Raw genomic sequence first — 21,544 nt, 5'->3', positions numbered from 1 at the left:
AACAATGTTAATTGTTTTTTGTCTTATATAAAATCAAAGCTTCAAAAGGGTTGAGTTCTTTTGGAATTTCTGAGTAGAATTTATTAGCATATGAACTTGCTAAAATTTTATACCCATAAAGCGGAGTTATCTTCTGATGCTTTGATGTCAAATTTGTAATCAATACCATCCTCTGTTCATTAAGTTTTTTGCTAAATTTAAATATACCATGGCTTTGTTTAATATTTCATACACCCTTTATGAAATAAGAAGAAAATTTGGAATTTAAAGAGAGTTTATTCAAGAAATAAATAAAGTTTATTGTGCTATCTTTATTAATAATTTGTTCCTCGACATTGTTACTTTCTAAATTAATTGGGTAAAAAATATTAGTATTTTCATTGCTTTTTATTTTTTGTCCATTTCAAGGCATTTGAATATAAGATGATCATTTATTGAAATAACAATTATATTTATGATATTCATTTAAACTTATATTTTTATATTGGAGAAATCTTTTTTCCTCATTATAATCTTCATTGTTAAATGTGAAACGTTGGTTGAATTTAGCGCGCAAGGCACCTATTTCATCGCCATAATAAAAACCTATTGAATGATTGCCACTATATAAAAATACAAAGAAACTTTTTGTTGATTCATTTAGGTAAGCCTTTTCATTAGCTCATTTAGAAAAGAAACGACCTGATAAATCAGAGCCGAATGATAATATCACATTTGAATGATTTTTAAAATTAGCTACAAATCTATATAAGGATTTAAAACTCATTTTATTCTTGAAATGTTTTTTTAATGCATCATTATTGCCAATAACAGACATTCAAGTTAAATACAAATAATCTAGGCATTTATTGTCTACCATTAGCATCTTTTTATATAGATTGAAATTATTATTACTAGTTTTAAAAATTACATTAATATTGCTATTTTTACGCTTGATAATCTTATATAAATCATTAATAAATTTTAATTTTTCTTCCTCCTTTAAGCCTTCAAAAGCAAGAAATTCAAAATTATCAAGTATAACAGTTGATACATTAAGTTGCAAGTAGAAACCTAAAACTGATTCAAAATATTTAATAAAATCAGATAACTCATATAATGATGTTTTTTCAAATTCTTTATTAATTAAATATGTATCTAATTTCGTTAAGTATCTATTTGACTCATAATAATTCAAATTATATAAACTCATCATATTATTTCAGTTAACAAAAGCTTGTCTTACTTCTTTTAAATTTATAATTGGAGCTACTTCAATTTGATTATTTTTAAATGTTTCAACAAGCTTTGCAAAATCCTTGATTGAACCATACCTTTTTTTTATTAGTCCAAGATCAAATCTATTTTCATATAGTTTTAGAATATCTTCAAAGCATATAACATTAACACTTAAATTTTTGAAATACTCCAATTTGCTCATAACCCCTTTAAAATCACCAAAATTGCTTCCATTGGTATCAACAAAATTTTCAACTTTTAGCTCATATAAGATGATTTTTTTACCTAAATTAACCATTAATAAATCCTTAATCTCAATAATTTTATACTCAATAAATCAATAAGCGTATCTGGTAAAATGTTGCCTTTTTTAAAATCTAGATCAATATTTGCTAAATCAATGATTAACTGATTTAATGTGTTAATGTCAATTCTATTAAAAAAGTCATAGTGAAGTTTGACACGATATATATGAATATTAAGCATTTTTGCTATTTCATCATTAGTTAATTTTATTGATTTTAATATTCCAATTGTTTTTGCATTAAGCAATATCGCTGATATTTGCGATATCACATAATTGTGCTCAATCCCGTAGCTAATCTGTTCGTTTATCTTTTTTATAATAGTTTTTGTGTCTTGACATTTTAACATTGCCTCACTTAGGGCAAAATCGATATTATTAGATACTGCATAATTATTATCATTAACCATTTTTTCGCTTATATCTTTATTTATTAATAGCAATTTATCAATTTCTGATTCTATTATTTCTAGATTATGTGGTAGCATTGATAGCAAATCAATAAGGACCTTATCCTTGATTGTTCCGCCTTTTGTTGTAATCATTTTATAAACAAAAGAAAATAATTCCTTATCGCTAATTTTTTCGATATTAATAGTAGTGCTATTATCATTTATAAATGCAAAAGCTCTTGATGCTAAAAAAGATTTATCATACTTATTTATTTCCTGTGTAAAAATAAGAATTAGATTAGCATCACTTAGTGATGCATTAATTATTTTTATAAACTCATTAATACACAAACCATTAGCATATTTATTTTTTATATTAAATATAAAGGGATTTTTAAATAAAATGATTTTTTTATTTAAAAAAAGGAAATTGTTATTTAATGCATCTGATAATTCTTCTAATGTAAAAAAATCATAAAATTTAACTATCTCGATATCACCTGCTTCAATAGTTTTTTCTTTGTTTATTATTTCATTAATTTTTTTATTTATCAAAAAATTTTCATTGCCTTTAATTAGGTACATACTAATTTATTATATTATAATAAGGACATTTTTTGGTATAATAAACTAATATTATTTACAATTTATTTATTTAAGATTGGAGCATTAAAGAAATGTCAGGACATTCAAAATGAGCAACTACCAAACATCATAAAGCTGCAATGGATTCAAAGAGAGCACAAATGTTTCAAAAATTTTCTAAAGAAATTATTGTAGCAGCAACAATTGGCGGCCCAGATCCAGATTCAAATCCAGCACTAAAATTAGCAATTGCTAAGGCAAAGGCAAAATCGATGCCCAAAGCAAATATTGAAAAAGCAATCTCAAAAGTTTCGGGTGGGTCAAAGGAAGGCGCTAACTTTCAAGGATATCTATATTCAGGAACAGCCTTTGGCGGCATAAATTTTGTAGTAAGTTGTTTAAGCGACAACTTTAACCGTTTATCATCTAACATTAAACACTATTTTAATAAATATAATGGACAGCTAGGAAAACAAGGTACTGTTCCGTATGTTTTTGACCAAAAAGGATTAATTGAATTTCCAATTTCATTAGCTTCTGAAGAAGAAGTAATGACTACCGTTTTGGAAGCCGGCGCTGAAGATTTTAAGGTTGAAGATGACTTATATGTTATTATTACCCATCCATCAGATTTTCAAAAAGTCAAACAATCTCTTGATGAGATTCTAAAAATTGATAACTATTCAACTGCTGAAGTTACATATATTCCAAATAGCGAGGTTGAAATCGATGAAGAAAAAATGGGGCAACTCGAAAAATTCGTCGACTTACTTGAAGATGATGAAGATGTTCAGGAAGTTTGACATAATGCAACAACTATTGAATAAAAATTAGTTCTACTTAATAATTATTAATATTTAAAACCTTTTTCAGACCAAGAGAAAGGTTTTAAAAATGCACAAAATAAACTTGTAAAATTTTTTAGACAGTTTAGCTCATATTAAGAATTTGACTTGACAAAATCTTAATATGGGCATTTTTTTATAATGCAATTCCTTCGTTATTATATTAATTTACAAACTCCTTGATTTTCTTGATAAATCGTTAAAAAATCATTTTTCAGACATCCTTTGTTGAAACTTAAAAAAATTTCGGATTTCAATATTGAAAAAATATCTTCTCTCTCTATTATCTAAGCTATTAATTATGTTTCTGTTTATTTCCAAAACTTTATTTTTAGAAAAATAAAAAAGAAATTTAAAGACATGATTTAAAGAGGAAAAAATATTCGAGATGTCAAAATTTATTCTCTTTAAATATTGCTTGTTTATTATGAGATTTGGTTTATTTTCTTAATACTTTCCTTATTTTTTCCCATATTAGATAAAAACATTTGTGTATTATTAAAAATTTGATTTATGAAATTAAAAATAAACAAAAAGAAATTTATTCTAACTGCCTCATTTTTTATTATTTCATCAGTTGTACTTATTAGTGGCGTTGTAGTTAAAACAGAAATTATAGATAAATGACATCATAACAAATCTTCTTTTAAAAGTAATTATATAACTGTTTTTATTGAAGGCGCAGTGGAATATCCGGGTGAATATACTTTAAAGGATGGGGCAAATTATTTTGATCTAATAAGAGAAAGCATTTTAAAAAGTGGTGCAGATTTACAAAAGATAAATAAATCACAGTTGTTAAAAAACAACGAAAGAGTTTTTATTCCCTTTACTAAAAATAAAAAATTAAAGATAACAGATATCAATGATTTGCAAATTTTAATAAATTTAGGAATTAAAACAAACATTGCAAAAAAAGTTTTTGAATACATTAAGGAAAGGAATGTTAAGAATTGAGATGATTTATTACAACTACCAGGCATTGGTGAAAAAACTTATCAAATATTAACAGAAAATATAGATATATAGATATTCTATTAATATCGTCCATCAGTTCTTTTTTAATATTTATACTAATATTGAGAATTGAAATTATTTTAATTTCACTAGCTTTAATAATGATTTGCATTTTTAATTTCTTTAATATTAAATTTTGAATTACATTTTTCATTTTTAGCTCAATTATTTTTTTAAGCTATGTAGTTTACCAGTCAATTTTTGCAAAAATTGACGGGATAAAATTAGATAATGATTTAAATATGATTAAAGAATATAAAGCCTATCTAATATTCAAATATAAGGATGCTTATTTTAAAGTTTTTAAGACCAAAAGCATTATAGATATTACTTTTATGAACAACTATGAGTATACATTTCATATCAAAGGAACACTTATTTTAAATAAGAATTTAAGCTCGTTTGAAGTTGCAAATAGGCTATTTTTTAATCTCACTAATTCAAATATTGAATTTATTAAAAAAAATGAAAAATTATCAATTTTTAACACAAAAAACCACACAGTTATAGATTATCTTAATATCATCATTTTCAACAATTATAATCAAGCTAATAACATATATAAAAAGCTTAGTGATCTTAATATTATTCACTTTTTCACTATTAGCGGATTTCATTTTAATTTAATTTATCTATTTATATCCAAAATAATTAGAAGAATTAAAAATGGCTATTTTATTGAAGATTTTATCGCTATTCCTCTATTGATTATTTATTTAATATCAATCGAATTTCATGTAAGTGCAACAAGGTCTTTAATCTTTTTAATATTAGCATATCTAAATAAAATTATTTTTAACAAAAAAATAAACAATATTGCGCTATTGGCAATAACGGGTTTAATAATGGTTTTTTACAATCCATTTATAATGTTTTCATACTCTTTCATTTTATCATTTTTGATTACACTATCCATATTTATTACAATTTTTGTTTTAACAAAACAAGGATATTTTGTCAAAACAATTGCGGTATTTTTAATTGCCCATATTTATTCCACTTTAATAATTCACACTTTTAATAAAAACTATAATATTTTTTCTTTTTTTATTCAACTTCTGTTTATTCCAATTATTTCCTTAAACTATATTATTACACTTCTATTTTTTAGGATAAATATCATTATTGAAAATACCATCCTTTGATTTGATGCGTTCATTGACATAATTAGTGAATCAAACATAATCATAAAATTTGATACATCATGATTAATGTGCTTTATATTTAGTATAGCCTTATTAAAGGCTTATAAAATAAAACTCCATAGCCAACTAAGGTTAGGAGTTTGATAAATTTAGCATTAATTTTAAATCATCTTCATTAATTATTGTTATACCAAGTTTTTGCGCCTTGGATAGCTTGCTTCCTGCCTTTTCGCCAATTAATAGGTAGGCTATATTACCAGAAATAGACGAAAGTACCTCGCCGCCATTTTCCACAATAAGTTTTTCAAAATAACTTCTAGGTTTTGTAAGCTTGCCTGTTATAACAAAGGATTTATTATTTAGGATATTGGTTATTACTTTTTGTTCATATGATGGATTTATACCATGTTCAATTAATTTTTTAATTAAACTTATGTTTTCTTCATTGGAGAATCATTCTATTAATTGTTTAGTAATCTTATCACCAAAATCATAAAAATCTTTAAACACTTCAAAATTAAAATTTAAGGCATTTTCTAGTTTTAGAATTTTTGAAGCAATAATATTCGCAGTTCTTTTTCCAACTAATGGGATTGATAAGCCAAATATCAAATTTTCAAGTGGTTTAGTTTTAATATCCTCAATTGATTTTAAAATTTTGTTTATTGACAAATATCCAAATCTTTCCAATTTAATTAATTCATCACGATGTTTATGAAGATTAAAGATATCCAATATATTATTTATAAAACCATTTTTGTAAAAATATATGATATTTTTTTCACCAAGTGAATTAATATCAAGCGCCTCTTTTGAAGCAAAATGAATAAGTTTTCTAACTTTTATTTCTTGGCAATCTTGATTCAAACAATATTGTTCCAACCCTGTTTCATTAAATAACAAAACATTATTACAATATGGGCATACCTTAAATGGGTCTAGCTTCTCTAAATTATGTTTATTAGCCAAACCTATAACGCATGGAATAATCTCACCAGATTTTTTTATGTATATTTCATCACCAATATTTATATCTAGATTTTTAATAAATTCATAATTATTAAGCGTTGCAAAACATACCTTTGTTCCTGACAATTCAACTTCTTGCAATAAAGCGTTATATGTAACTAAGCCAGTCCGGCCAACAGTAATAAAAATATCTTTTAATATGGTGGAAACAACATCAGGCTCATATTTAAAAGCAATTGCTGAATGAGGAAATTTTGCTGTTTCACCTAATTTATCATAAAATTTGAGCTCATTAAGTTTTATAACTATGCCATCAGTTTCATAGTTAAATAATAACTTTTTAGTCTTGAATTCCTCAATAAATTGTTCTATTTCTTTAATAGAAGAAACAAGGATTGATTGCTCTGTAACACAAAAACCCAACTTTTTTAAAAATTCAAATGATTCATACATAGTTTGAATATTATGTTTTTCCGGTGCAACAACATAATATAAGAATGATGAAAGATTTCTTTCTTTCACAATTTGTGGGTCCAATTGGCGTAAAGTACCAGCAGCAACATTGCGTGGATTAGCCATAGCCGTTTTATTTTCACTAAGCAATTTTTCGTTTATTTTCTTAAACTCATCAATAGGAAGAAAAATTTCACCTCTAACCTCAAGGGGCTTTTTATAATTAATTATTTTTGGAATATTATCTATTTGCAAAACATTATTGGTAACATCTTCGCCAATTAACCCATTGCCCCTTGTCACTGCTTGCATTAACTTGCCTTGATTATATTTAATAGAAATTGAGAGCCCGTCAATTTTTGGTTCAATAAAAAAAGAAAAATGCGAGGTTACCTTTTTAATATTATCAATAAATTTTTGGATTTCTGCAATGGTATATGCCTTATTTAAAGAAAGCATTGATTTATCATGCTTAACCTTAGCAAAATTTTTAGATACATTAGCATTAATTTTATTGGTTGGTGACTGCTCTAATTCTTCTTTTAAAAAAAGATGTTTGTATTGCAATTCCAATCTTTTTAATTGATTAAATTCAATATCATAAATTTCATCGGAAACTAACGGTTTATCAAAATCATAATAATATTTATCTCATTGACTTATTTTTTGTTGTAATTCTAGTATTTTTTTTCTTGTTTCAAAATCTTTTTCATTCATATTAAACCTTTTGAAATGAAGCAATTCACCATGATGGTAAAGCAATATGGTCTATAGCACATATTACAACCAATGCAGTTAGAGTCATTAATATTAGCGTAGCAATCAAATCTCTTCAATTAGGAACTAATTGACGATAATAGGTTCTTTTTGCATATGGTTCATATCCTCTTGAAGTCATAGCATCAGCTAAATCATTGGCCTTATTAAAGGATGAAACAAAAAGTGGGACCATTAGGACAATGAAAGATTTTATTTTATCCTTAAAATTACCATTTTTAAAATCTACTCCTCGGCTTGACTGAGCCTTCATAATTCTTCCTGATTCTTCTAACAAGGTAGGAATAAATCTTAAGGCAATGGATATAATCATCGTAATTATTTCAGTCGGTATTCTAAATATTTTTAACGGATATAGCAGATCATTGATTGCTCTCGTTAATAAAACAGGTTTTGTTGTTACTGTCAAAATTGTTGTTATTAATACAACGCCATAAATTCTCAAAAGTATTGTAAAAGTTCGATGAATTGAGAATAATGACAATTGAAATATCGAATTAACATCGTTGTTAGGAGCAAAATATACTACATTAACTATTAATTTACCGCGATATATCACAAAAGCGTCAGCATTTGTTTCTGTTGAAAGAGGAACATATTTATCAATTTCGTAATACATCACCGCACCCTTAACAGTTAGCATATTAATGACCAGGAGAAAAATAGCAATATAGATAGGAAACTTAATTTTTTTAAAAATAGAAATTACTGATTTAGTAGAAATACCATATAAAACCATACTAATAATTACTAAAATCGATAATGTAATATAATGTTCAGAAATAAAAAACAAAATTATAAATAGTATGTTAGCTAAAAATTTCAGTCGGGGATCAAGTCTATGAATTGGCGTCTGTATATTGAGATATTTGCCAATAATTGTTTTATCCATATTTATAGCTCCTTTTTATTTTTTTCACTTAATTATGTTATTTATTTTATCAGCCAATTCTTCAATATTTGTTACTTTTTCAATATTAAAACCAGCATTATTTAGCCTTTCTACATATGACAACAATTTTGTGGGAATTAAATTATTATCTAATAATAGTTTATTATCACTTAGAATATCATAAGTATTACCGTCTTTAATAATCTTCCCATCCTTAACAAATAAGGTTCTATTTGTTCATTTAAGAGCATTATCTAAATCGTGTGTAACAATAATAATAGTTGTGCCTTGCTTATATAAATTATAAAACAGCTGGAGCATTTCTTCAACACCCTGCGGGTCCAAACCAGCAGTAGGTTCATCCAAAACAAGAAATCTTGGTTCCATAGCAAGAATACCTGCTAAAGCAACTCTTCTTTTTTGCCCTCCTGATAAGTCAAAGGGGCTTCTTTTAAGATAATCAATTGGTAGACCGACCATCTCAATGTATTTAGCCGCTAATTCCTTAGCTTTGTCTTTTTTAATACCCATTGAAACGGGTCCAAAAATAATGTCTTTTTCAATAGTAGATTCAAATAATTGATATTCAGCAAATTGAAATACGACTCCAACTTGCTTTCTTAATGCTTTAACATTTTTGATTTTTCTTTTACTTTTGATAATATCAATATCAGTATATACTATTTCAACACGATCACTTTTTTTAGTTTTTTGAAACTTCTCTAAATTCTTTATATATTCATTTAATTTAGCTTGGTATGTTTCATCATTATCATCACTTTGTTTTTTTGGTTTAGATGGCTTTTTGGCTTTCTTAAACAAAGGGACATCACTAAAATGCAGTAAACCTTCATCGGGTAATATTAATGCATTAAGATGCTCTATTAATGTAGTTTTACCAGAGCCAGTTGGTCCAATAATTGAAATTGCTTCTGATTCATTAATTTCCACCGATACACCATCTAGCACCTTAATATATGTAGGAAGCTTTTTGTTATATTCCTTTGAAATATTGTCTACTTTAATTTGCATAATGTCTCCAATAATTTTTTATCGTCATATGTTGGCTCAATTCCGTGAATCATTTCACTAAGTTTGTATATAAAAGGTGAATCTATTTTTGCAATTTCAATTATTTGTTTGTTATTTAAAATTTCAATAGGTTTTCCTTGAGCTATCACATGGCCACCTGAAAAGACAATTAACTTATCAGCTAACAAGGCTTCATCCATATCATGAGTGATCGAAATTAATGTTTTATTGGTGTTGGAATGCAGATCATGAATTATTTTGTAAATGTCATTGCGGCCTCGAGGGTCTAGCATTGAAGTTATTTCATCAAAAATAATAATTTTGGGATCTAATGCAAGAGTAGAAGCAATGGCCACTCTTTGCTTTTGACCTCCTGATAAATTTTGAGGTTCCCTATCTAAAAAATTGCCCATTCCTACTTCATTGGCATATTTTTTTACAATTACGTTCATTTCATCATATGACATTTTTTTATTTTCTAAGGCAAAAGCAATATCGTCTTCAACAGTAGCGCCTATAAATTGATTATCTGGATTTTGATAAACAATACCAATTTTTTTTCTAATTTCCGCCAAATTTTCAGAATTTATTTCTAGACCATCAATAATAATTTTCCCAGATGAAGCTTTGTAAATTGCAGCAAGTAGTTTTGAAAAAGTGCTCTTTCCTGAACCATTATGTCCCAAAATGGCAACATATTGCCCATCTTCAATTGTAAAATTAATATTATCTAAGGCATATTTTTTAGCACCAGGATATTTATAACAAAGTTTTTTAATTTCAATCATAGTGATAATTATAAATATAATATTAATTTTATTTTTCAAAAATGCTTAAATTGACATTTTATTGTATACAATAAAATATATAAAAAAACTATATAAATCAACAACTATAAACATATTATTTAACTTCTTTTAATGCAAAAACCCAAGTGTCGTAGTTTCTTATAACTAATAGTTTTTTATAAATATTCTGCTTTTTTAAAATATAGTTTGGCTGAAAACAAACAAATTAAAAAATATTTTTAGATAAAACAAAAATTATGGTTTATAATATATAACGCTAATTGCGAGTGTAGTTTAATGGTAGAACTTTAGCCTTCCAAGCTAACTACGTGGGTTCGATTCCCATCACTTGCACCAGTTGCGGATGTAGTTCAATGGTAGAACATCAGGTTGCCAATCTGAATACGAGGGTCCGATTCCCTTCATCCGCACCATTTCAAAAAAACTTGGGAAACCAAGTTTTTTTGATTTAACTAAATTTATTCAAAATAAGGCAATTAAAACTTATATAATATTAAAAAATAAATAATAAAGGAGTTTTATGGCTAATGTATTAGTTTTATATTCTTCGCCCATATCAAAAGAGAAGTCTGTTTCAAGTGCTATTACTAAGAGCTTCGTTGAGGAATATAAAAAAATTAACAAAAATGATGAAATTGTGGAGTTAGATTTAAACGAACTTGAAATGGCAACACATCCAATGAACTCAAATAATTTTTTTGATTTTTTCAATGATGAATTATCAAGTAAATATATTGATATTTTAAAAAAAACTAACAAATTAATTATTTCAGCCCCAATGATAAATTTTAATGTTCCGGCAGTGTTAAAAAATTTTATCGACCGAATTTGTGTTGCTAATAAGACATTTTCTTATAAATACGCTAAAAAAGGTAGCTCAATAGGTTTGTTATCTAATTTAAAGGTACAAATAATTGCTTCTCAGGGAGCTCCATGTGATTGATATCCTTGAGCAAGTCACATTTCTTACCTAGAGGGCATCTGAAATTTCTTGGGTGCAGAGGTTAGTGAAACCCTTTTAATTGACGCAACAAAAGTAGAACCATTTAATTCTTATTCAATTGAGGAAATTATTAAAAATAAAATTAACAAAATTAAAGAAAGGGTTATGAACTTTTAATAATTTAAAATTTTAAAAACCAAGCTCTAAATAATGAGAAAGCTTGGTTTTTTATTTTTATTTTAAGCCTAAATTTTTGGTAAAAAATTAGATCATCATTTTTTGCAAAATTAAGCTATTTTGAACAATCATTCTCTAACACAGCTTATATTTATATTTTATCTAAATTATCAAAAACAAAAAATATTAATAATTTATTGCAAAATAATAATAAATTAGCTAAAGCAAATATTTTTTATGAAACTTTTATTATTCCTTGTCTTCTGTTAATAATTGCAAAAATTGTACGCTTACATCCTTTATGAAAAATTGCCCATTTTCATCTCAATTATTATTTTGTTTTAAAAATAGGTCGTTGAGACTTTTTATTGTACTTGCGCCATTTGCATAGAGATTATTTCCTTTAATATCTACAAATATGATAGCGAGCGTAAGTTTAAATTCTAAGTTATTATTAATATTATTAATATATTTTCTATACTCTTCAATTAATTTTTTTGTTTTGTCTTTATCAATATCATGTTTGTATGTTTTAATTTCCAAATAAATGTAATGATTTCATTGTATAACAATAAAATCCGGATAACTATTACTTATGTCAAAATTATTATTGATATATTCAAAATTAATTCCACTATGTACTGGATTCTTTGCTCAAATTCTAATTTCAGGCCGCAGTGATACACATTTCTTAAACTCATTTACAAATGTTTTTTCAGCCTCTGATTTTAAATAAATATTTGCAAATTCTTTATTTATTTCTTGATAAGCAAATTTATTGTCTGTTTTTGGATCGTCATCATCTTTGCTCTCTATTAAATAATCTGGTAAAAACTTAGAATTATTTATTACATATCTTATTTCTTGATTATCCAATTGTTTTTGCAAATGCTTTTTATAAAAGTCATTAAAGTTTTCGATTTCATATTTAATTATCAAAAATCAAAAGAATGTTTTATCTATTATTGATTTTAATTTTGTTTCATAGATGCTATTTATTTCTTTTTTAATATTTTCTGTAAATATTTTTTTATTATTTTTAATTGTTTTTATATTAAATAATTCCATATCAATTTTATTTTTTAGTTTTAATGTTATTTCTATTTTATTACCATAACTTTTTTGATTAGCAATTATAAAGTTGTTATCACAAAACTCTTCTTTGCATACTTGGTATTTTGTTTCAAAGTTTTCAATAGAATAATTATTTAAATAATTAGCAACTTGTTTTTCATAATCATCTAAATTAAAAACAGAATTAGATTTATTGATATTAACAAGAGAACCATACACAAATTTTTCTTTTTTAAACTGAGATTTTAAAATCAGCATTCTTTGGTCATTTATATCTCTATCGACATTGCTATAAATGTAGTATTTATTAGCAATTGAACTGTTACTAAAATCATGTGAAGGATTGGGATTTCTTTTTATTCTTCCAATAGTTTGTGCACTTAATGTTTTTGACGAAACATTTCTAAGTTGAACTAGCATACATGCTCTCGGTATATTTCAGCCTGTTGCTGGTCCTACTTTAAAAATTATTACATCAGTGTCCGAATTGTATTTAGATATATCTCTAAGTGAAAAATTATCTTTTTGTCTTATACTTGATTCTTTATCATTTTGATCAAAATACTTTACTCATGATAAAGAATGTTTCTCTAATTTTTTTATTATTAAATCAATGGTTTTATTGAAGATTTTTTCTTTTTCAGGATCTTTACTAGCGTTATCAACTTGAATTAACATGGCGGCATTAATGCCCACTAAGCCCGGTTCATTTTTATCATCGTTATATTGTTTTTTTATGTCTTTGAATTTTAAACAGGCTTGTTCTAAAATAACATCATTATCAATATAAGCAATGTCGTCATTATTTTCAATACCTTCATTAAAAATTTTTTCACTTTTTAATAATCTGATTTTGTCGCTAAATAGATCTTTTTCGCTAAGCTCAATAAGATCTAAATTTAAATCAGTTGGAGTAGCTGTCATTTTTATAACAAAATCAGCTTTTGATTGCATGTTTTGTTCAAATGAAATTTCTTCTTTTTTATTTTTAGAAGTATCGGCGCCAATGTGAGCTTCATCGCGAATATAAATTAATTTATAGTCATTTAGTTTTATTTCATCTAAAAAAGCCTCAATAGCATGTTGCTCTCTTAAAATTGCATTAGCTTTAAATGATGCTCCGCCCATAATATAAACATTATTTGGTTTAGCAAAAAACTGATAATTTTTTTCTACTTTAGAGTTTTTATTAATATTTGAGGGACTTTCAATTCTTGTAATTTTTAAATCGTTGTTTATTAAATATTGTTTATACTCATTGAAGTTTTCTTCCATTTGTTTTGGCAACTCTGCACTAGATAAAGTTGCTATAACGAAAACTAAATTTTGATTAAAATTAAATTTGTTTCATTCAATTAATTTATCAATATAGTTAATCATCATAAATGTTTTACCAGAGCCAGTTGGAGCCTTAAAATAAACAGAATTTTGCTTGTTTTCTTCTAAACTATTTATGGTTTTATTAATTAAAGTATTAATAACTTTTTCTTGAGAATTAGTTAGATTCATTATCTTCTCTTTTCTCCGGTCTTAAAGATGATAAATCATTTAATAGATTAATATATTGTTGTTGATTGTTTTTATCTATTGAAGTTATTCCAAACTCTTTTAAGACATTAATTAATTTATTGGCTAAGTCCTCAATTTCAATATCTTTGTTTGTTGGATTTATGTCATAGTATTTGATGTTAAAAACATTTAAATTTGCTTTATATGGTTCGTTTTTCTTTATTCAATCAAAAGTTTCATTTTTAGTACCAACCCCGTGATTTATTCTATAAAGTCTTTCATAGTTTATATCTATACCAATGTTATTTTCGTTATTTGTAACAAGAGTGAAGCTTCTATTGCCACCGTCTTCGTGATTTAATTCTAAAACCGCATGAGCTGTGGTACCAGATCCGGCAAAGAAGTCAAGGACACGAATATTTTTTTTATCACTATGAAGTCTAATCAAATATTTTATTAATTTTATAGGTTTAGGTGTTTCAAAAGCATTTTTATATAGGATATCTCTTATTTCATTTTTTGAATCCTGTGTATGTCCTACAATTTCATAGCTCAAAATTGTCTTAGATATAATATCTCTAACATCAGATAAATATCTTTTTAAACCTGGCCTTTTCGTGACATCATCTGGCAGGTATATCTTATTTTCTCTTATCAATTCATAAATCTTTTTTTCTGAAAATAATCACCCAGAATTTTCCGGGCACTTATAAACTTTTTTATTTCAGACAATGTCAAATTTATTATTAGAATTTCTTGTTAAATCAGCTATTTTATATCTTCCTTTTTCATCACTAAATTTATACATTTTATTATTTTTTTCATTGCGTTCTAAACGATTAAATTTAGTTACTATTTGCTTATTTTTTAAATAACACAGAATATAATCGTGATTAACAGAAACGTAATGATTATTACTTTTTGGAGAATAATTTTTTTCCCAAATAAAATTACAAACAAAATTCTCTTCACCAAAAATTTCGTCCATCAAAACTTTTAAATAGCCTTGCTCAGCATCATCGATAGAAACAAAAATAACTCCATCATCTTTGAGAAGTTCTTTTGCTAATCGTAATCTTTCATTCATTAAATTAAGTCAACCATTTCTAGAATATTTATCACGATAAATGAATTTTTTTGCCTTAACATCTTCATTATTATCTGCAATACTATTACCATCTTTTTTAGTTGATTCAGTATTATAAGGAGGATCAATATAAATTACATCATATTTATCAAGCGAAGGCAGCTCTCTCTCTCTCTCTCTCAATCACTATCAAATTCTTTAAAGCATCATAGTTTTCGCCGATGATTAATGTATTATCTTTGCTTTTGTTTTCGTCTAAAACAAAGCTAAGGCTTTCATCCTTTTCTAATAGCGCAACTGTTTGTCAATCACTTTCAGGCGCCACATCAAATCTAAAACCTGTTTTAATTCTTTGCACAATGAATTGAAAAACATATTGTAGTTGTTTTTCGTCTTCTTGAAATTTTTCTAAAATTTTTATTGCCAGTCTTTTTTGGTCTGTGTTCAACTCTTTTGAAGAAATATCATCAATTTTCTGAATGTAATTTTTTAATAAACTCATTTAATATCCCCTTATAGCTTATGATATTTAATTAATTTTACTAAATAAGAGAAATCAAAATAGATTAAAAGACAGTTTTTATTGAACAATTTAATCAATAGTTCTTTTTTATACAATCTTGTTTTCATAAATTAATAATATTTCTCTTATTAGATCTAATTTATTATAAAAATACATGCAACAAAAGTTAAATAATGTTTTCTTATATATATTTTTTATTTATATTTATATTTGCAAAATATATATAAAGATTTTAAAATTTCAATATGAAATGTTTTTATGCAAAAACGCACTTTTTCTTATATCATGATTTAATTTAAATTAAGACATTATTCTACAGGTATCTTATTTAATAAATTATAAGAGCTATAAATATCAATACATCAAAAAATCAAAATAAATTGACATCTAATAAATACTGCTTCATAACTACTTTTTTAAATAAAACATTTTTATCAACTATAATGTATTTAATAATATTAAATTATTTAAATAATGAGAAATATTATGATTAGATGAGTCATATTTACAATATTAAAATTAAACTTGTATATGATTACATTGTGGAGATATAATGAACCCTAAAAGCATTAAAGACAATATTCTTGAGCATTGAATAATGATTGAAAAACTTAGCGAAGGTAATTGAAATAAAAAATATTATTGCGAGATTAAACTAGATAAACAAAACGATAATTATTATGACTATTTTAATACGATTTTAAAACAAGAAACTAAGCAAAAAAAGGAAAAATATTTAGTTTTTATTTTTAACACATTTAATTCGAAAGAACTAATTGATCTTCTAAACAAAAAACATAATACTAAAATTAATGATGATGAATTAGAATCAATAGGAAATAATAAATTCAGTTTTGCTATACGTTTTAATAATAATCTTGAAATAGAAAAACAATCCACTTTCTATACTTGAAGTGCATATATTAGAGAGACCAAGAGTGATTTAGAATTTAATTCTATGTCTAAATTTAAAGAAAAAGAACATGAACTTTCAGATGATATTGAAAATATATTTAAAAAGAAAGAAACCGAAGATTTAAAAGCATTTTTTAATAAAGCATTTCAAAAATTAATACAAAATTACAATATTGATGTTAATCTTTCTAGATATAAAATAGTAAATGATGATGAAGATGATGCCTTATTGCATTCATTTTTTATTGATGACTTAGTAGAAGCTAAAGGAATATCAACGCAAAATCTAGACAAATATTTATCATCATCAAAAGAAGAAAATAGCAATGAATTAATAAAAATAAATTTAGATAATAAACAAGCTGATGGTATTAAACAAATCAAAGAAATTTTAGATCCTAAGAATTATCCATGTTCAAGATTTCCAAGCAATGTAGAATATGCGCTTTCATTAATGCAACAAATTGCAGTAAATCTATCGACAAGTAAAAACTATGAAAATATTAAAATGAAAAGTGTAAATGGACCTCCAGGAACAGGAAAAACAACCCTACTAAAGGATATATTTGCTGAGCTAATTACTCAACAATCGCTTGAAATATGCAAGCTAGATTCAAAGATAATTAAGGATGTTTTTTATAAAGAAATTAAAATTTTGCCTACACAAATTGCAAATAAGAGCATTTTAATAGCAAGTTCAAATAATGGGGCTGTGCAAAATATAGTAAACGAATTGCCTCTATTGGAAAATGTTGACAAAGATCTAGCAAATGAGATAAAGAATGCTGATTATTTTTACAAAACTGCTAATGCAATAACTGAAGAAATAGATAATAATGAAGGTATTTCCAATAAGCATAAAATCACAAAAGAAAAATGAGGTCTTTTTTCATTAGAAGGCGGCAAAAAGAAGAATATTATAGAAATAATAAAAGCTGTCGAAAATATCATAAAAGAAATATACCAGCAAGAAAATAACAATTCAAATGTATATCAAGATTTTTTAAATTTATATAATGACATTAAAAAAGCACAAAATGATATACAAATGCACATAAACCTTTTAGCTAAAATAGAATTAGAAATACAAGCTTTAATTGACGATTTCATGAAGGATAAACCTAGCGATAAATTTGAAAATAGAAATCTTAATATTGAATCAATTAAAAACGCAATTAATGAAAGCCTAAAAGAGATAATAAACTTAATAAATAATAACCATAATGAATTAAAAAATATAAACAAATCTATCGAAAATTTAAAACTGCAAAAACCAAGCTGAATAAGTAAATTATTTAAAACAAAGAAATACAAAGAATTTAATGAAAAATTAAACTCCTATTTAAATCAACGCATTAAAATATGCGACTCACTATTATCTCTCGAATCTAAAAAGAATAACATAGGCAAAAAAATCGATAGTATCAACAGAATGCTAGATCAAAAAAATAAAATCGAAGATTTTTTTATCAATAAGAAAATTAATAAATTTAATGCAATTAATGACAACAATGTATTTCAAAAAAGTAACCCATGATTTAACAAGAATTTTAGAATCAAACAATCAAAATTGTTTATTTTGGCGCTAAAAGTCAGAAGACAATTTTTATATGAAAACAGGGAGGCTTTAAAAAGCGCTGTCAAAATATGAAATAATAAAATCAAAGGAAAAACTATTGATAAATGCGAGTGTTTAGTGGAAGCATGAAATTGAATTAATATGGCTGTACCCGCAATTAGTTCAACCTTTGCAAGCATAAGGACAATGTATAAGAATTTTCCAAAAGAATCAATGGGATTTTTGTTTATAGATGAGGCGGGCCAAGCGGTTCCACAAGCGGCGGTAGGTGCAATTTTTAGAACGAAGAATATTATTGCTGTTGGTGATCCATCGCAAATTGAACCAGTTTCAGTATTAGACCAAAATACCTTAAAATGAATAAAAGAAAAATATAAATTGCCTTATGGTCTTAATAGCTCGGTGCAAGAAATTGTTGATAATCATAGCAAATATGGATTTTATAAGAAAAACGGAGATTGGATTGGCATACCTCTTTGAGTACATAGAAGATGTCTAAGTCCAATGTTTGATATTTCAAACGAAATTTCCTATGAAGGAAATATGGTCCAAGGAAAAGAAAACAGTAAACAAAAAAGCTACAACGGATTTTGGCTCCATGTTAAAGGAAAAGCCATAAACAAACATTATGTAAAAGAACAATGTCAAGTTTTAAAAAAATATTTAGTTAAAATAAAAAACCGCGATGCAAATTTAAAAGATGTCTTTATTATTTCTCCTTTTAAAGCAATAGTAAATGAACTTAAGAGAAATCTCAATGATTTAATTAATAAAAGTAATATAGGAACAGTACATACTTTCCAAGGAAAAGAAGCTAAAATTGTTTTTTTAGTGCTAGGTTGCGATAAAGATAGTATAAATTCTGCTCAATGAGCTGTTGGCAGCAATAATCCAAATATTATGAACGTAGCAGTAACACGAGCAAAAGAGGAGTTTTATATAATTGGTGACAAGGAAGTATATGAATCACTCAATAGTGATGTAATTAAAGCTTGCTTAAAACACCTAGAAATTGTAAATGAGCAATAAAAAATTATATGAATATTAAGTTTATTTATATATGTTTTAAATGCCGAATCAAGTTATTTAAGAACCGATATTTTTCCTAGGTTTTTAATATAAGGATATTGTAAAAAAGAATCTAGTTATTTTTAATTTTCATAAAGAGCCCAAAAGGAATAATTTACAAATATACAAAAGATAGTCAAACACCTCTAATGAAAGCCCAACTAATCAATTTAGTTTTAGCAATGTTGAAGCACTAATTAAAAAATCTAAATTAAATGTAATAGAAGCAACAAAGAAAAGCTAAAAATTTTTACAAAAAATAATAACCAAAAAGTAGAAAAAACTTTAACAGACTTGATGGAAAATAAAAACGATTTGTATACAAGCAAGTGTATGGTGATGAATTAATTGATAATTTGCTTAAAAACATAGTATTTGAAATTCGTATGATGATTTAAAAAAATGCAATTAAAAAATTAAATAAAAAATCATAAATCTATTTTAATTTAAGGTGGATTTATGATTTTTTAATCTTAAAATTGGGAAAATAAAAATGAATTAAATAATATAATTTTGATTTATATTAGAGACATTTTTGCAATAAATATATTTTTATTAGATCAAGGTCGTAAATTAGAATAATACTAAGTAGTAAAAAGTGCCTTTATAAATGAATTGGCTTTGTCTAAAATTTTGGTAATAATTAGAGCATCAATCATGAAATTTTGCCAAAACAAAAAAAAAAAAAAAAATACTATAAAATTTGCTTTATTAAACTTAATTAAATATAAGGAGAAAAATGAAAAAAAGCAAATTACTTTTTCTAGGATTTTTACCTGTTTTGGCAACACCAGTTATAGCTCTATCATGTGCAAATCCTGCTAAACCGGAAAAACCAGATAAACCAGAAAAACCAGCTGAACCAATGAAACCAAAAAACCCAGAAACAAAAACCCCTCAACAAAAAACACCTGATAAACAAGGCGATACTGATCAATCAATGCAAGGCGATTCAGAGAATGATAAGCCAATTAAACCAGAAATGGAAACACCTGAATCAATTCAATTTAACAAAGACAAACAAGCAGTAATACTTTTCGCTGAAAAAATTTCTAAGGTTGATATTTCAAAAGATAACTTTATTGATGAACTTAAAACAGAAGGGGCTGCGGCATTTAAAAAACTTGGTAAAAGTGATTATTATTTCAAAAATGTTTTAACAAAAGCATTTTCATTATTAATTAATCTTGACGATATCATTAAAAATAAGAATAAAAATCCAAATGTAATTATTCAATTATTAGGTGAAATTGATAACATTTTTACAAAAAGCTTATTCAAGGGGCAAATCGATCCTCAACTTAAAAAAGAATTTAACAAAAATGTTAATTTAGGTGTTGAATTGAATAAACTTAATGTTAATTCGGATAAAAAATCAATAGAAGAATTTCAAAAATTACTTGAAGATGAAAAAAAATTAAATGAACTTCTGAAAAAAATTGATATTAAAGAATTTAATTACGAAGATGAAGCGCTTAATAATTCAATTGATAAGGTTAAAATTCTGACTCAAACTGATGTACAAGCAGTAGTTAAAATTCAATTATTAGGAGAAATTAGTAAGCTATTAACAAAGACGGCAAGTGATCTACTCTTTCCTAAGGGTGAAAATTTAAAATTCGAAGAAAAAACACAACAAGAAAAACAAATTGAAGAAGTTAAAACTATTGTTTCTATGGTTAAAAAGCTAAATATAGAAGCAAATGAATCTAGTTTTTCAGACCTTAAGAAAATGCTTGAAAAATATAAAGAAAATTACAAGAAAGATAATGATAAACTTTCTAAATATGGTCTTGGGGGAAACTCATATAATGAAAAATCAATTGCCGAAGCAATAAAAACAATTGATGAACTAATTAAACTTTCAAAAATGAATAGTTCAAAAGATGGCGATAATAAAAAAGATCCAAATCCAAAAATTCAATTGCTGGATCATTTAGTTAGATTATTAATGCCAAGTAGTGCTGACTTTTTACAAAACTAAAGCCTTAGTAATTTTGTAAAGGTTATTATATAACGTATCCAAATGTGGATACTTTTTTTATAAATTTAGTTAGAAAAGCATAAAAATTTCTAAAAAATTACTAATATAGAATTCTTATTATGCCTCTATTATGTCGATATTATTTATTTTGATTAAATTTTAAGATAAATATAATGAGTTTATTTTAATAAAACGTTAAATTGCAACAAAAATGAGCCACCTAACATATATAGTAAAATGTTATAGG

The 21,544-nt window shown here is 25.5% G+C and carries 15 protein-coding genes and 2 tRNA genes; 8 read left to right on the top strand and 9 right to left on the bottom strand.

Annotated features, from left to right (window positions below; translation table 4 throughout):
• Positions 1-7: 7 nt before the first annotated feature.
• The gene (locus ACWXVO_RS01705) at positions 8-1,516 is read right to left on the bottom strand and encodes an alpha-amylase family glycosyl hydrolase (RefSeq protein WP_456002199.1); all 1,509 of its coding nucleotides are present in this window, start codon (positions 1,514-1,516) and stop codon (positions 8-10) included.
• Positions 1,516-2,499 carry a DNA polymerase III subunit delta gene (holA, locus tag ACWXVO_RS01700; protein ID WP_456002196.1) on the bottom strand — a complete coding sequence of 328 codons (984 nt, stop codon included), beginning with the start codon at positions 2,497-2,499 and terminating at the stop codon, positions 1,516-1,518. The genes ACWXVO_RS01705 and holA overlap by 1 nt, the downstream gene beginning before the upstream one ends.
• A gap of 92 nt (positions 2,500-2,591) precedes the next feature.
• Here holA and ACWXVO_RS01695 point away from each other — a divergent pair, with 92 nt between their 5' ends.
• The 3 genes from ACWXVO_RS01695 (at position 2,592) to ACWXVO_RS01685 (ending at position 5,653) form a co-directional block, all read left to right on the top strand.
• A complete protein-coding gene (locus tag ACWXVO_RS01695) occupies positions 2,592-3,326 on the top strand; it encodes a YebC/PmpR family DNA-binding transcriptional regulator (protein WP_438340833.1) in 735 nt (244 codons plus the stop codon).
• Positions 3,327-3,857: 531 nt separating this feature from the next.
• The gene (locus ACWXVO_RS01690) at positions 3,858-4,373 is read left to right on the top strand and encodes an MAG0490 family ComEA-like DNA-binding protein (RefSeq protein ID WP_444705131.1); all 516 of its coding nucleotides are present in this window, start codon (positions 3,858-3,860) and stop codon (positions 4,371-4,373) included.
• On the top strand, positions 4,298-5,653 hold the full coding sequence (locus ACWXVO_RS01685) for an MAG0480 family ComEC-like protein (RefSeq protein ID WP_456002193.1): 1,356 nt from the start codon (positions 4,298-4,300) through the stop codon (positions 5,651-5,653). Before ACWXVO_RS01690 ends, ACWXVO_RS01685 begins: the two co-directional genes overlap by 76 nt.
• Here the strand turns inward: ACWXVO_RS01685 and ligA are convergent.
• The 4 genes from ligA to ACWXVO_RS01665 are packed head-to-tail and all read right to left on the bottom strand — an operon-like array spanning position 5,639 to position 10,417.
• Positions 5,639-7,645 carry an NAD-dependent DNA ligase LigA gene (gene ligA / locus ACWXVO_RS01680; protein WP_456002190.1) on the bottom strand — a complete coding sequence of 669 codons (2,007 nt, stop codon included), beginning with the start codon at positions 7,643-7,645 and terminating at the stop codon, positions 5,639-5,641. The two genes, ACWXVO_RS01685 and ligA, sit on opposite strands and share 15 nt — an antisense overlap.
• A gap of 1 nt (position 7,646) precedes the next feature.
• Positions 7,647-8,597, bottom strand: coding sequence for an energy-coupling factor transporter transmembrane component T family protein (locus ACWXVO_RS01675; protein ID WP_456002187.1), 951 nt, complete (start codon positions 8,595-8,597; stop codon positions 7,647-7,649).
• A 15-nt stretch (positions 8,598-8,612) separates the two neighbouring features.
• Positions 8,613-9,629 (bottom strand): ATP-binding cassette domain-containing protein, encoded by a 1,017-nt coding sequence (locus ACWXVO_RS01670; RefSeq protein ID WP_456002184.1) that lies wholly within the window; start codon positions 9,627-9,629, stop codon positions 8,613-8,615.
• Positions 9,614-10,417 carry an energy-coupling factor transporter ATPase gene (locus ACWXVO_RS01665; RefSeq protein ID WP_456002181.1) on the bottom strand — a complete coding sequence of 268 codons (804 nt, stop codon included), beginning with the start codon at positions 10,415-10,417 and terminating at the stop codon, positions 9,614-9,616. Before ACWXVO_RS01665 ends, ACWXVO_RS01670 begins: the two co-directional genes overlap by 16 nt.
• A gap of 283 nt (positions 10,418-10,700) precedes the next feature.
• Here ACWXVO_RS01665 and ACWXVO_RS01660 point away from each other — a divergent pair.
• From ACWXVO_RS01660 to ACWXVO_RS01650, 3 genes are all read left to right on the top strand, one after another.
• Positions 10,701-10,774, top strand: a tRNA-Gly gene (locus ACWXVO_RS01660).
• Between the two features lie 3 nt (positions 10,775-10,777).
• Positions 10,778-10,851: transfer RNA gene (locus tag ACWXVO_RS01655), tRNA-Gly, on the top strand.
• A gap of 107 nt (positions 10,852-10,958) precedes the next feature.
• Positions 10,959-11,558, top strand: a complete 600-nt coding sequence (locus tag ACWXVO_RS01650; protein WP_456002178.1) for an FMN-dependent NADH-azoreductase — start codon at positions 10,959-10,961, stop codon at positions 11,556-11,558.
• Between the two features lie 249 nt (positions 11,559-11,807).
• Here ACWXVO_RS01650 and ACWXVO_RS01645 read toward each other — a convergent pair whose 3' ends face one another.
• The 3 genes from ACWXVO_RS01645 to ACWXVO_RS01635 are packed head-to-tail and all read right to left on the bottom strand — an operon-like array spanning position 11,808 to position 15,730.
• Positions 11,808-14,141, bottom strand: coding sequence for a DEAD/DEAH box helicase family protein (locus ACWXVO_RS01645; RefSeq protein ID WP_456002175.1), 2,334 nt, complete (start codon positions 14,139-14,141; stop codon positions 11,808-11,810).
• Positions 14,128-15,411 carry a site-specific DNA-methyltransferase gene (locus ACWXVO_RS01640; protein WP_456002172.1) on the bottom strand — a complete coding sequence of 428 codons (1,284 nt, stop codon included), beginning with the start codon at positions 15,409-15,411 and terminating at the stop codon, positions 14,128-14,130. The genes ACWXVO_RS01645 and ACWXVO_RS01640 overlap by 14 nt, the downstream gene beginning before the upstream one ends.
• On the bottom strand, positions 15,374-15,730 hold the full coding sequence (locus ACWXVO_RS01635) for a hypothetical protein (RefSeq protein WP_456002169.1): 357 nt from the start codon (positions 15,728-15,730) through the stop codon (positions 15,374-15,376). The genes ACWXVO_RS01640 and ACWXVO_RS01635 overlap by 38 nt, the downstream gene beginning before the upstream one ends.
• A gap of 574 nt (positions 15,731-16,304) precedes the next feature.
• On the opposite strand from ACWXVO_RS01635, the gene ACWXVO_RS01630 reads away from it, so the two are divergent.
• Together ACWXVO_RS01630 and ACWXVO_RS01625 are read left to right on the top strand one after the other, a co-directional pair.
• Positions 16,305-19,274 carry a DEAD/DEAH box helicase gene (locus ACWXVO_RS01630; protein WP_456002166.1) on the top strand — a complete coding sequence of 990 codons (2,970 nt, stop codon included), beginning with the start codon at positions 16,305-16,307 and terminating at the stop codon, positions 19,272-19,274.
• Between the two features lie 778 nt (positions 19,275-20,052).
• The gene (locus ACWXVO_RS01625; protein ID WP_456002163.1) at positions 20,053-21,297 is read left to right on the top strand and encodes a hypothetical protein; all 1,245 of its coding nucleotides are present in this window, start codon (positions 20,053-20,055) and stop codon (positions 21,295-21,297) included.
• The last annotated feature ends 247 nt before the right edge of the window (positions 21,298-21,544 follow it).

It is taken from the genome of Mycoplasma sp. 1890 (genome assembly GCF_053851615.1).
Note: the sequence above shows the minus strand (reverse complement) of the source record. Positions and strands in the feature narration are given on the sequence as shown.